This window comes from Meiothermus cerbereus DSM 11376, from assembly GCF_000620065.1.
In the GTDB taxonomy this organism is placed as follows: domain Bacteria; phylum Deinococcota; class Deinococci; order Deinococcales; family Thermaceae; genus Meiothermus; species Meiothermus cerbereus.
The window spans coordinates 98,226-111,482 of the sequence record NZ_JHVI01000010.1; the positions used below are offsets into that span (position 1 = coordinate 98,226).

The 13,257-nt window shown below is 60.0% G+C and carries 9 protein-coding genes; 3 read left to right on the forward strand and 6 right to left on the reverse strand.

Annotation, left to right across the window (positions count from 1 at the left end; translation table 11 throughout):
- The first annotated feature begins 3 nt into the window (after nucleotides 1–3).
- A complete protein-coding gene (gene cdd, locus Q355_RS0104560; protein ID WP_027876705.1) occupies nucleotides 4–420 on the forward strand; it encodes a cytidine deaminase in 417 nt (138 codons plus the stop codon).
- 41 nt (nucleotides 421–461) lie between these two features.
- Here the strand turns inward: cdd and Q355_RS0104565 are convergent, their stop codons facing one another.
- The 5 genes from Q355_RS0104565 to Q355_RS0104585 all read right to left on the reverse strand — a co-directional run bounded on the left by Q355_RS0104565 (nucleotide 462) and on the right by Q355_RS0104585 (nucleotide 7,777).
- Nucleotides 462–1,166 (reverse strand): hypothetical protein, encoded by a 705-nt coding sequence (locus tag Q355_RS0104565; RefSeq protein WP_245597485.1) that lies wholly within the window; start codon nucleotides 1,164–1,166, stop codon nucleotides 462–464.
- 1 nt (nucleotide 1,167) lies between these two features.
- Nucleotides 1,168–2,598 (reverse strand): hypothetical protein, encoded by a 1,431-nt coding sequence (locus tag Q355_RS0104570; RefSeq protein ID WP_027876707.1) that lies wholly within the window; start codon nucleotides 2,596–2,598, stop codon nucleotides 1,168–1,170.
- Nucleotides 2,599–2,813: 215 nt separating this feature from the next.
- The gene (gene pelF / locus Q355_RS15370) at nucleotides 2,814–4,304 is read right to left on the reverse strand and encodes a GT4 family glycosyltransferase PelF (protein ID WP_051529307.1); all 1,491 of its coding nucleotides are present in this window, start codon (nucleotides 4,302–4,304) and stop codon (nucleotides 2,814–2,816) included.
- Between the two features lie 32 nt (nucleotides 4,305–4,336).
- A complete protein-coding gene (locus tag Q355_RS0104580) occupies nucleotides 4,337–6,625 on the reverse strand; it encodes an Agd3-related carbohydrate-binding protein (protein WP_245597486.1) in 2,289 nt (762 codons plus the stop codon).
- A gap of 339 nt (nucleotides 6,626–6,964) precedes the next feature.
- Nucleotides 6,965–7,777 (reverse strand): endo alpha-1,4 polygalactosaminidase, encoded by an 813-nt coding sequence (locus Q355_RS0104585; protein ID WP_245597487.1) that lies wholly within the window; start codon nucleotides 7,775–7,777, stop codon nucleotides 6,965–6,967.
- A gap of 271 nt (nucleotides 7,778–8,048) precedes the next feature.
- Here Q355_RS0104585 and Q355_RS0104590 point away from each other — a divergent pair, with 271 nt between their 5' ends.
- On the forward strand, nucleotides 8,049–10,343 hold the full coding sequence (locus Q355_RS0104590) for a COG1470 family protein (RefSeq protein WP_169735534.1): 2,295 nt from the start codon (nucleotides 8,049–8,051) through the stop codon (nucleotides 10,341–10,343).
- Between the two features lie 155 nt (nucleotides 10,344–10,498).
- Here Q355_RS0104590 and Q355_RS15375 read toward each other — a convergent pair whose 3' ends face one another.
- On the reverse strand, nucleotides 10,499–12,886 hold the full coding sequence (locus tag Q355_RS15375) for an RCC1 domain-containing protein (RefSeq protein ID WP_245597488.1): 2,388 nt from the start codon (nucleotides 12,884–12,886) through the stop codon (nucleotides 10,499–10,501).
- Nucleotides 12,887–12,998: 112 nt separating this feature from the next.
- On the opposite strand from Q355_RS15375, the gene Q355_RS16370 reads away from it, so the two are divergent.
- Nucleotides 12,999–13,257 (forward strand): transposase (locus Q355_RS16370; protein WP_156941867.1); only part of this gene is annotated, 259 nt, incomplete at its 3' end.

The following is a 13,257-nucleotide window of genomic DNA, read 5'->3' on the forward strand; positions in this document are numbered from 1 at the left end:
GCCGTGCCCAAGACGCCTAAAAAGATAGTAGAAAAACTCCAGCAGCTCCTGGCCCACTCCTACTCGCCTTACTCCGGTTTTGCCGTTGCGGCTGTGGTCAAATCCCGGTCGGGTCGGCTGTATGGCGGGGTTAACGTGGAGAACGCCGCCTATCCCCTCTCGCGCTGCGCCGAGCAGTCGGCCACCTTGCAGATGGTTTCAGCGGGAGAGCGTGAGATTGTCGAGGTCTGGGTCATGAGCCGGGGAAAGCAACCGGCAACCCCCTGTGGTGGCTGCCGACAGGTACTGAGCGAGTTTGCCCAGCCCAACGTATCGGTACACTGCCTGAGTGCAGAGGGCCTCGAGCTACACACCACGCTAGGCGAGCTTCTGCCCCATGCCTTTACCAGTCAATACCTGGACGGGCCGGGCAAAAAGTAAGCCTCTGGCACCCTATTCCTGATTTTCTACTGAAGACCGCTTTATATACGGGTTAGGTCGCGGTTGCTGACAAAGGTTGGCAGGCCATAGTACATCGCCCGCAGCCTTGCATAGCCCTCGAGCCAGAACTGGTCGGCATAGTCCAGCGCGTAAATCTCGAGGGCGTACCCTTGAAGCCTGAACAGGTGGCTGAGGTTGTACTCGAGTTCATGTGCAGGCAACACCCGATAACCCCAGGGTGTCCAGGTAGTAGAAAACGACTCCAGCACCACACCGTTTACCAGGCCAGATAGCTCGGGCAGCAGATGAAACCCACGGTTGGCATACAGAAGCCTCGAACCCAAAAGCTGCCGCAGCTGGGTGATAAGTTCCAGCAAAGCCCCCCGATCCTGGGGATACAGGGTCACGGTGTCCAGCGTATCCAAAAATAAACCCTCAAACCCCATCTCTACCGCCCTTCGAGCCTCATCCAGGCGACTTCTAACCCAGTCGGGGTGGGACGGATCCACATAAACCGTATTCCAATCCAGGTTTCGTGCATTGCGATGCCAGGGTGAAGGAACAAGCTGATCTTCCCCCAGGCTCAGATAGGCCAGGGGCAGGGTTTGCCGACTACGCAAAATCTGGAGTTCTTGAGGGGTATAGGCCCAGGTTTGCAGTACCACCTTCGCATACCTGTAAAGCCGCAACAGTCGCCCTCTGCCGTAGTAGAAGGCCAGGGCTTTGGATTTGCAGATGCCGAACATATTACTGGTAGTTGCGCAATTCGCGCAGAACTGGCAATGCCGCCAACAGCAAATAAATGGTAAAAAACCCACATCCAATCAGGTAGCTCAGCGATCCATCTAAAGGCAACACCCCCTGCAACGAAAGGGCAAAGACGGCAGCATACACCATGAGCGCCAGCAGCATCCCCAGCAGTACCCTTACGGTGCGGTTCATTGTGGTGAGCGTAAAAGCCACAAAAAACCCGAGCCCAAGCAAGAAATTTGCAATCAGGAAGATCTGGGTCTCCATGCTGTTAAGGTTGAAAAATGCCCTCACCAGAAGGCTCAGTGCCAACAGCAGCATCGCGTAGGAGGCCAGCACAGACAAAAAAATACGGTTGACATTTCGGGCAAACACCCTCATGTCGCTGGTGCTGGCCAGCAGCAAGCTCATACGATGCAGGAAAACTCGAAGCTGCCACTCAAGCCCCCCCATGCTCAGCACCAGCGGAACCACCGCCAGACCTGCTGCAATGGACGTACCGGTAATCCAGTGCCAGAATGGGTTAAGGAATACGAATACCGCACTTAGAAAGCCGTATAGCATGAGCGGAATGGCGTCCAGCCAGTCGGTTTTCTGCAATATCTTCCATGGTGAGTGGTTGGCTTTGGTTCTGAGGGTGATGAGCGCAGCCGTAAAGCTTAGCAGTACCGCCACCATCATCACCAGAACCGTGGGGGCTGCGCCGAGCAGCTCTGGAAACAGCAAGAACCCTGCCCCAGAAATCACCCCTGGCAAGGCAGTTAGCAGCAGCCACATCTCTTGCTTGTACAAAAGTAAAATGCTCGAGGCCATGTGGTAGGCCATTTGCAAAACCAAAAGGGCAGCTAAAGCCGGGCTTGCCTGTAGAAGTACGGCAATCAGGGTTGCCAACCCCAGACCCATAAACAGCATGCTGCGAAGCAACACCCGTGCTTCCGGAGCAAAACCCCGGCCCATCAGGACATAGGCCAGCCGAATCATGCCCTGGCTCCAGGACCAGCCCAGAACTGCCGATAAAATCAGGCCGAGGGTGGCTTCCTGGGAGCCGGCCCAGGCAAAAACCGCCGGAAAAAATAGCCCCGGCATACCATAAAAAAGCCCGTGCGAAAGCTCTCGCAAGGTTTCGGAAAGGGGATTGATTTTGCGCTTGGTGGCTGCGGGCTTGCGCGGCACCGCCCGATAAAGGGCTTCGGCCAGCTCAAACACATTGGGGTAACCATAGCGTTCCAACACCATCCGGTCGTTATAACCATGTGCCTCGAGCACGGCCGCTATTTGCTGTGCGTCCACAGCGGTCTCGATCACCGGCCCCAGATGCTGAATCAGTGGCGCCAGACGATTAGAAAGGCCTGGCTGGCGCCCAGTTCGAGTATAGCTGGGCAGCACCGCCACCCCACGGTCGTCATAAAACTCCGTTCGCTGGCTCATGCCAACAATCCACCCTTTGTGCTCTGGCAACCAGGTAAATAAGGGCCGCTCGAGGCTTCAGCGGCAGCTTGCGTGTTTCGCGGTAATCTGGTCAGGTTCAAGCCATCCAGGTGTGCGCACAACCCCCCCAGCTGCATGTCCCCAACACCCCAGACGGCTCGAGGGCCAGCAATCGGGCTTAATGGCACAAAAAATTGTTTTCCGGCAGGTCTCACTCAGCTCCCCGTAGTCGGTAAAGGTTGGGTCGGGTATGGTATCTCCGACAACGTAGAAGACCTGGCCGCCCGAAAAAGAATGACCACATCATGGTACATTTTGCGGTAGTCGTTTAGAAAACGCTCGAGGGTAAAGTGCTTGAGTACCCGCGCCCGCGCTGCCTTGCCCATAGTAATCCGGCGCTCATCGTCCAGCAACAACTCGGCGCAGGCCCTGCCCATCGCCGCAGGATCACGAGCAGGCACCAGAATACCTGCATCGCCTACTGCCTCCGCCACCCCCCCCACATCGGTTGAAACCGTGGCCCGTTCACACGACATGGCCTCAATCACGGCATACGGAAAACTTTCCGAGATGCTGCTCAGCACGGCCACATGCCCAGCCTGATAACCCCGTGCAGCCGGTGAGATTCGACCTTCAAAGGTCGCTGCTCCCTCCAGGCCCAGCTTTGCGATTAGATCTTCGCAGCTTTCCCGATAACGCTCATTGCCTGCAGGCGTCGGACCAAACATTCGAAGGCGGGCATTGGGCACATGTTCCCTGGTATAGGCAAACGACTCAATCAGGGTATGGAGGTCTTTGAGGGGATCAATGCGTCCCACAAAGGCGAGCGTGGGAACCTCGGGCTCCACCTCCGGAGGCGGAAACAGGGCCGGATCAATGCCGTTGTGGATGGGGCGAATGGAGGTAGGAAAGGCCCCGTTGCGCTCCTCCCAGCGGCGGTTGTACTCCGAAACCGGCACGATTAGGTCGGCCATGCGGTAAGCGGCGCTCGAGAGCAGGCGAAAAAAGTTTAAGATCAGGGTTTGCACCGAAAGGCTAAAAGGAGCCTGGAGATAGCTCAGGTAGCGCTCTCGAAGATAAACACCATGTTCGGTTAGAACAAATGGGACATGGTGGTACCACTTGCCCATCATTCCCACCAAAGCCGCAGGCCCGTTAGAAACGGCATGATAAACCTCGGCTTTAGCAGGAATAAGCTGCAGGGGACGCAGCAAATGCTCAATCAATTCCGAGGCCAGTAGAGCGTCCTGGAGGGTCAGATTGGGCAGTGGAGCAATCGAAGGGTCTTGCGGCTGATGCTCCTTCCAAACTTTGAGTAAGCGGCCAAGGGAAGCTTCGCTCAACAAGGCCTCTCCCAGATCGGCTTGCTGTGCATAGCCAGCCATAGCCCGTAAGGCCCACAAAAAATAGGTTGTGCCCCAATTAGGCCTGACCAGGGCACTTACAAAGCTGTGGTGCACCTGGTCGAACCAGCGGGAAGCACGCTGCCTCGAGCGACCCCGGCGAACACTATTCCACAAGGGAAAATTGACCACGCCTTTAAGGTTTGCAGGTGGAGGATAGGCTGCTTTTTCCAGGCCATTGCTGGTAAGGGCAATTACCTCAAACTCAAAGTCGTGCAGACCACGAATGAGCTGATCGCACCACACGCTCACCCCGCCCAGCACGAATGGGTAGGTTCCTTCAGTGATAAGTGCGATTCTCATGGTCATGCCCTATAGAAAATGATCCGTGTGCCCTACTCCGCAAGGTAGGTAAAACGCAAGACCTGCCCTGCAGAAAGGTTCACCTTGGAAACAAGATCGCCCCCATATACCCAGCTAACCCCCTGCGCCGCCCCCGTAAAAAACAGTACACCAGAACTTTGCGCCGTAGCGATATCAACCCGATTTGTACTGCGGTCCCAGGTGGCAGTAACACCGGCTTTGAGAAGCGCGCTGTGTCGGGTGCGTTCGGCCACGTACTCCCCGATCTCGTCCCAGGAGGGGTTAAGCACTGGGATTTTGTAATACGAGGTGTATTTCTGCATCAGGCGGTTCAGGTAATCGAAAACCAAGCTGCGTCCCGGCGCGAACTCGCGCAAGTTGGCCTGGTGGAAGTAGTGCGAGCTGGCACTGGTCTGGAGGTGGTAGAGGGCCAGGTTGGTTTCCTGCTCGAGGATCTCCTCATAGGTAAGCGGCCTGGGCCAGTAGGGGTGCTGCCCACCCGGGGCGTAGATGTAGTTGTAGAACGAGGTGGCCTCCTCCGGGGTAGTCACGGTGTAGGCAATGTTGGTGGGCCACACGGGGATCATCAGCAAGTTCGGGCGCAGGGAAATCCCGCAGATGGGGCAGGGTGGTTTGTGGCTACCTACCGAGTAGTTGCCGTGGATATAGCGGATGCCTAGCTCCACCGCGCGGTCGAGCAAAGCCTGGTTGGCACACACCAGGCCGAAATCTTTGCGCGGCTCATCTGCACCAGGGCCCGTGGACCCTGAGATGGCTGGGCACTCCGACGACAGGGCTGGGGGAATCAGCGGAGCCGGGGCGGGACTGCGGTACCAACCCAAGCCCGATAGCTCACCGGTCTTGAGGGTCTTGTCGCTATACCACAGGCCAATTTGGTTGGCCAGGCGGGTGTTCTCGGCAATCTGGAAGCGCAGTGCGGCGGGGTCGGTGATGTTGTCCATCGAAGGGTGGTCGCGGGTGTGGTTGACCCAGCGCATCCGACTGGCCAGACACTTGGTCAGGCTGGACAGGGGGTCGCCGCTGGAGACCCCTGGGTTACAGCTTGCCGCCACGCCGGTGTTCACCCCCCGCCCGTTGAAGGCCAGGTTGAGCATGAAGCCATTGCTAAGGGGATAGGTGGCGTTGAGCTGGCGCTGCTGCAGGTACAGCGACCAGGCATCCTGGGCCGAAAGCTTAAAGGGTTGGAGCCGGTAGCGCAGGGGATCGCCGGGCTGAAGGGTGTCGTCCCACCAGTCGGACTCGAGGCCCCAGTCATCCACATCAACGGCCAGAATGTGCCGCCGTTCGCCGATAAAAAGCCCTCGAGTAGCCCAGCGAATCAGGCCGTAGCCCAAGAGCTGGGTGTGAAGCAGATAGGGGTTGCTGGCAATGGTCAGGGCAATGCGCTCGCGTCCATCGGCGCTGCGGCTAAACACCCCCAGCACATTGCCGCTCGAGTCCTGCAACAGCGGCTGCACCACACAACCGGGCGACTCCTGGGCCGTAGCCAGACGGGCGGGGTAGACAAAAGCATTTTGAATGGGAATCTCTGCGTTGGGGTTGAGATAGCTAAACAGGCCGCGGCCCTCGGGCGTGAGGGTCATTCGAACGGGGGGATAAGGCGGCGGGCTGTCCGGCGGATTGGTGGCGGGGTTATCGGTGCGCACCCCTTCATCTCCGGCCGGCCGCACCGAGCGGATGCAGTAGTCTTCAGGTTCGCCAAAACGCTCGTTGGGAGTTCCCGGCCCAGGAAAGGTGTACAGCGAGACTGAGCGCACTGCGTAGCGGCGCTGGTAGTCCCACAAGCGGCTCCACTCTGCACCGCTCAATGCGCTGGCAAAATCCCCCGGCGAGACTTCGTAGGCCAGGTTGTTGCTGGCCAGCAAGATGGCCTGGAAGCGCCCACCCGTGCTGTCCTCCAGCATGCTGCTGGTCAGCTCCTCGGTAGCGGCCAGCAATACCTGGTAGTTGGCCCCCAACTGGTCGAGCAAGGCCCGCCAGGCCTGCAGGCCCGGGTCTTCGTCGGTTAGGCCAATCACCAAAATGCGCAGCGCTACCCGGTTTTGCGGCAGGGCCTGGAACTGCACCCCCCCGCGCTGGGGACGCAGCAAACCAGGAATCTGCACATCGGGCAAGGGGCGGTTGGCATCGGCCTTGTGCAGCGGCAAGGCAACCGGGGCGCCCTCGAAACGGGGCATAGAGGGGGCCTGGGATGGCCCTTCCGGCGCCTGACCAGCCTCGCTGCCCCTTTGCAGATTGCACCCCGCCAGCAAAAAAAAGGCGGCCAGGATAAGGGTGGTGGTTTTTGTGTTGAATTTCATTTCTCTTGGCCCCCTTCTGAATATGGCTAAAACGCAGATGTTCTCTAGACCCCAGAGTAGAAGAAGAACCCTAAACACGACAGGGCAGCCAGCCTGTTACCTTTCGTTACATTAAATTGTGCATCTGGCGCAGACGGGTCTAGAGTGAGGGTATTGGCGGTGATAGAACCCGCTAATCTATAGCTTCACAAAAAACCGTCAAGCTGTCCAGGGAGGCATTACGGTCATTACACCAGGCTGCCTATTCACCTGCGGGAAGATGTGCAAATCCCGCTCGAGCCCTTTTAGCCCGGTGGGATTTTTGCGTCTGTTATGCTGTAGTTGGACTTAACGGGGGTGTTACCTGCACTCCTCTACCCAACCATCGAGTTCCCGCCGTTTGAGGATGGAGAAAATACCCAGGCTGGTGGTGCTGCTGCAAAACTGCGAGGCGCTTTTGATGCGGGTGTCGGTGTATTCGATGTTGAGCACCGGCTTGCCCGCTTGCACCATGGGACGGGTCTGGTTGCACCAGCCCTGAGCAAAGCACTCTTCGGTCACGAGGAAATCGAAGTCGTTGATGAGTTGCGGGAGCAGTTCGGTGGTGTTCTTGAGGCCAATGGCCAGCCCGCGCTGATGGGCTTCTGCCGCCAGCCAACGGTTAAAACGAATCTGGTCCTGGGCCGTTAGGGGGAAGCCGGTATCGTTCTGGTAACCGTTCACGTTGTCCGGGTCTACACCAACAAAGCCTTTTTGCTTGCACAGGTCGAGGCGGGCCCGCAGCACAGGGGCCAGCTTGTCAATCTGACGGATGTCCAGCCAGCGCTCCCCTGCCCAGCCCTCGTAGTTGCGGCCCAGCACCTCGGGGGGAAACTGGTTTTTGTCGGGCCGCCAGTTCTCCCAGGAGCCTGCACTCAGGTAGCAGACCGCCTTAACACCGCGCGCCGCCAGCTCCTGCACCACACTGGCCGGGGTATCGAACAGGTCGACATTATAAACCGTTACCCGTCGGGTTTTGTCGAGGGTTCCGGTGTACTGGACATGCCAGGTGGTATCAAGCCCAGGTTTCCACCAACTGCCAGCGGTAGGGGGAGGCGGGGTTGGGTTGCTCACATCGAGGGTACTTCCACAGGCTGTGATGGCGATGGCCAGAATCCATAGGTGGCGCAGCATAGACAGCCCTATTAGAATACCGCCCAATCGGGGTCTTATGGGCGTGGCATGTAGACCCCTTGAGCAAATTCTCATAATATTGTGCCCCCTCGAGCCTTTCGCACGTAACGCCTGCCAACTTGACAGCATCTGGACGGCTGCTATCGTCAAAACGTGAGGATGGGTCATGAGGAAAATACAGGGTTTAATTACAGGCCTCAAATTTTGGTTTTATTTAGCAGCAGCCTGGGTCTTGCTAAGCGGGTGCAGCAAACCCGCACCGGAGCCCCAATTGCACATTGACCTTTTCCCCAGCAGCCTCACCCTCCAGCAGGGCCAGAGCAAAAGCGTCAATATAAGGCTTGTACGCAGCAACCTGCCGGGCCTGGTGGTGCTGGACCTGGCAAGCCCTCCACCCACTGGGGTTGGTGTCACCTTTGAACCCAGCAGCACCCTGGAAGATACCTCGACCCTGCAGGTTCAGGCCTTGGGCAATGCCGAGGTGGGCCGCTTTACCTTGCGTGTGCGGGCCTCGAAGGGGTCTTTTTCCCGAACTGCCGACCTGCACTTGGGGATAGAAGCGGCCAACCAGCCCGATTTGCAGCTTAGTCTGAGCAACCCCAGCCCCTCCATCCGCCAGGGGCAGTACGAAGACCTCCTGGTAGACGTGGTTCGCGTCAACATTGGGGGTACGGTGGTGCTGGCCCTCGAGCAGCAAGACGGCAGCCCCCTGCCCGCTGGCCTGAGCGCCACCTTCAGCCCCAGTCAGCCGGGCAGCAGCATCTCGATTCTGCGGCTTTCGGTGGCCCCTACGGCCACCATCACCACCTATCCCCTGCGCATCAAGGCCACCCTAGGAAGCCTCGAGCGCACCCTGCCCTTCACCCTCACGGTCTTGCCCGCGTCATCCGACTCCGATTTCCAACTGAGCCTTACGCAAAACCTGAGCCTCCGGCGGGGCAGTAGCCTGAACGAAACCATCACCATCGTGCGTAATAACCTGGTCGGCCCCATTACCCTGAGCCTCGAGCGCTCCGATGGCTCCCCTCTACCAACCGGCATCAGCGCCATCTTTGCGCCCCAGGAGGTGGATGGCTCTACTTCTACCCTCACCATCACTGCCGCCCCCGACCTGCCGCTGGGAGACTATGTACTGCGGGTCAGGGGGGCCCAGGGCAGCCTGGTTCGTACCGCTCTGGTGCTCCTGAATGTGTTCGACCAGGCCGAGCTAACCGCCACCGGGGCGGCCTGGGTTGCCGGCCAGGACAACAGCGGCGCCTGGCAGGTGGCTATACCCAGCGCCGGTAAGTACCTGCTGCGCGTGGGCAACACCGCCGGAAGCTATGGCTGGGCGGTGGTATGCAGCAAAACCGAGGCCGGGCTTACCACCCATCAGGTGGGTGTTTACCAGCTCACCCTGGACGAAGTGCGCGACCTGAGCCTGCCCTGCCCTTCGCCAACGAGCGGCGGTTCGTTCTCGAACGTAAGTGGGCAGCTGAAGGGCTTGAACGGCAGTTACGGCCAGGTGGCCTATGGAACCGCCAGCGACCTGGTAGACCCCGCCCGCACCGGTGAATTCCCTCCCACCCCGGCCTACCCTGGCTACCTGCTGCAGGGGGTGCACCACGGCACTGCCGACCTGATGGCCGTGCGGTATCTGCCGCCCAGCGCACCCGGCACCCTCTTCGAGGCAGATCGGGCCGTATTCCAGCGCAGCTATGCCGTAGGAGGCAACCAAACCTTTAATCTGGACACCAACGGGCCCAATTCGTTTGCCCTCGAGGGCTCCTACAGCGCCACCCTGACCAACCCCAACCCCGCCGCCCAGGGCCTGAGCTACCTGGCCTACCTGACCCCCACCACCTCAACCCTCTACCTGGCCGACAGCCAGCAACAGGCAGCCAACCTAACCTACCGGGCCATCCCCGCGGCCCGGCAGCAGCCCAACGAGTTCTATCTCTTCAACGCCCGCGAGACCACCTTCAGCAACCTGAACCTGCGTTCTCGGCAGGTAGTGCTCGGCCAGGCCAACCCCCAGAACCTGAGCGCCAGCTTCCTGAACCCGCCAGGGGCCACCCTGGCCCTACTGGGCAACCAGTTCCAAGCCTCCTGGAGCACGGCCTACACCTGGCTCGGCAACGGCACCCGGCTCTTTAGCCTGCAACTGGCCCAGCTTGCGGTGGCCCCCAGCACCAACCTGGAATGGCACCTGCACCTCTCGCAAGCCTGGCTGGGCAGCACCGACACCTACACTGTCCCCGACCTGGCCCAGTCCTGTGCGGCCACCCAGACCCCCTGCGCTCCCTCCCCTTCCAACGCCCCCGCCAACGGCTGGCAGGCCGCCTGGGGTTTACAGAGCAACCTCGAGCTCGACTGGTCGCTTAGCGCCGTGCAGGTTAGCCTACCCCTGCGCGACTGGCTGCCCCTGGCCCAAAGCAGTGTGCCACCCACCGGCATCAACCTGGATGGCTTTAGCTTCGCCGCCGCCAGCGACGGAGGCATATACAACCCCAACGCCCTCTCGGCCCAGCGCCTGCAACCGCCGAGAGCACCCCAACTGCTGCCCAGGTGGCTCTCACCGCGTTAGGCCGTGTTGGGCGGGCCTGGCGCATTTCACCCCCAAGGCTGCCGCGCTGGCTCAAGCTCCGAAAAAACCTAACCAAATCCCTGTAGCCCCGGCCTACCTATAGGCCCACAAAAAACCTGCCTGGAACGCCCAGGCAGGTCTGTTTGCTACAGGAGCTATGGCAAGGGTGTGGGAGGCGGCACCTGCACGCCGGTAATGGAGGCCGGCTTGGCTTCTTCGGAGGAGTTGTTGGTGCCATCGCCCAACTGACCCTCTACGTTCCTGCCCCAGGCCACCACCGAGCCATCGTCCAGCAGGGCCAGGGCATGGAAGATACCCGCCGCCAGACCCCGCACACTCCGGCCTGAGGGTATGCCCTGTACATCCACCGGGATCGTCTGGTCGCCCGTAGTAGTCCCATTGCCGAGTTGGAAGCTGTCGTCGTGGCCCCAGGCTTTCACCGTGCCGTTGCTCAGAACGGCCAGGGTGAACTCGTAGCCCGCCGCAATGCCCACCACGCCCGTCAGATCCGTGACCTGCACGGGTACGTTGCTGTCTGTAGTGTTAGCGTTGCCCAGTTGACCGTGGTTGTTGTAACCCCAGGTACGCACCGTTCCGTCGGCCAGCAAGGCAACCGAGTGGTTGCCCCCGGCGGCGATGGCTATCGCGGTGATGCCAGCCAGCGGGGTAGGGTTGGTGTACCGGACGTTGTTGCCCGTACCCAGTTCGCCATTGGGGTTGTCGCCCCAGGCCCAGATACTGCCATCGGCTTTGAGGGCCAGGGTGTGGTCGTCGCCGGCAGCCAGGGCAATCACGCCATTAAAGCCGGAAATAAGCGCGGGCGAGTCCTGTTGGGCAGTTGTGCCAAGGCCAAGCTGGCCCACATCGTTGCGCCCCCAGGCATATACGGTGCCTTCGGAGGTCAAAGCCAGCGAGTAGTAGCGACCGGCCTCTACCGCCACCGCCTTGACCCCTGCGGGCAGGATGTTGTCGCGCAAGTTGGGCACCGAGCTGGTGCCGCTCGAGTCTCCTGGCCCATCACCCAGTTGCCCGAAGTCGTCCCGCCCCACCGTAACCACCCGGCCATCGTTGGTGAGGGCAATGGCATGGTACTCGCCCAGAGATAGCGAGACCACATCGTCGCTTGGTGAGACCCAGGCTGGGGTGCTATCGCTGGTCCCAGTGGTCGCTCGGCCCAACTGTCCGTAGGTGTTGTCGCCCCACGACCAGACCTCGCCGTTGGGCTTGATGGCCGCGCTAAAATAGCCCCCTGCTGCCAGTGTTGTGGCCCGCAATACCCGCAGGGTGAGGGTGGCCTTGCGGGTCAGGTCGCCGCTACTGGCCTGCACGATCAGGTTGTAGACCCCCTCCGGCACGTTGCGGGCCACCGTTAGCGTCACCGGGCCGGAAGCGCTCAGGCTGGCCGGGCCGATGCTGATGCCGCTGGGGGGCGATTCCAGGCTCAGGTTCACAGGGCCGCTAAACCCTGCCACCGGCGTGAGGGTAAGGTCGAAGTCCGAGAAGTTCTGGCCCTGGGCCCGCATAGTGCTGGAGCGGGTCAGGGCAATGTCGAACGAGGTAACAGTTAGATCAAAACTGGCGGTTTTGCTGAGGCTGCCCTGGGTGGCGACCAGCGTCAGGGTACTGGGGCCGGTGGGGGTGGCGGTGGTGGTATTGAAGGTGATGGGGAAGTCCTGTGCGGCCGTACCGCTTACTGTGATGCTGGCAGGTGAGACCGAAACCCCCTCGGGCGGGCTTTGCAGGCTCAGGTTCACCGTGCCGCTAAAGCCGTTCTGGGGGGTGAGGGTAAGGGTGGCGCTAATAGCGTTGTTCTGTACCACCGTCCCGGAAGTGGGGTTTAGGGCAATCTCGAAGTTGGGCTGGGGTGCAGCCGTAACGTTGAGTTCAAAAGTAGCCGTAACACTAAAGTTGCCCTGGCTGGCCCGCAGCGTGAGGTTGTGGGTTTGCAGCGGTGTGGCGCTGGTGGTCTGGATTTCCAGGGTGAAGGGTTGGGCGTCGCTGCCCGTGACATTCACGCTGCTTGTAGTGAGCGAAACCCCCTCGGGCGGGCTTTGCAGGCTCAGGTTTACCGTGCCGCTAAAGCCGTTCTGGGGGGTGAGGGTAAGGGTGGTGGAGGCCGACTGGCCGGGGTTGATGGTGGCGCTGGTGGGGTTGAGCGAGATTGTGAACCCTGTTACCTTGAGGATCAGGTTAGCGGTTTTTCGCAGGCTGCCCTGGCTGGCCTCGAGGGTCAGGGGGTGATCCTGGATGGGGGTGGCACTGGTGGTGGCAAGGGTAAGGGTTACGGTTCGCGGGGCCGTGCCGCTCAAGTCAACCGAGGTCGGCGAGAGCGTAACCCCAGCCGGCGGGCTCTGCAAAGCCAGGTTGACCGTGCCGCTAAAGTTATTCTGGGGTGTAAGGGTCAGGTCAACCTCCACCGAGTTGCCCTGAGCTACGTTTAGAGTGGTCTGGCTCAAGGACAGGCTCAGGCCCGGCTGGGGCTGCGTGCCGCAGCCTGCCAGCATAAGACCGACCACTGCGAGGGGTAAGAGAAACTTTTTCACGATACCTCCTTACTAAATCAGCCTCATTATAAGGCCTTGGTGATGCGGGGCCAGTGACAAATGCATCCAGTTAGAGACTGTCTTAAAACTTTCCCAGACGATATAATCGAGCATGAATAGTCGAGCAAGCTGCTACCCAAGCGATCTTTCGGACAATGAGTGGGCGATACTCGAACCGCTAATGCCCGAGCCCTCCTGCTTCACCCATAGACCAAGGGAACATAGCTGGCGAGAAATCCTCAACGGTATCTTCTACATCACTCGCTCTGGATGCTCCTGGCGCATGATGCCTAGCGATTTGCCACACTGGAAGACGGTCTATCACTACTTCAGGCTGTGGAAAAAGAGCGGATTCATCGAGCGACTCCATA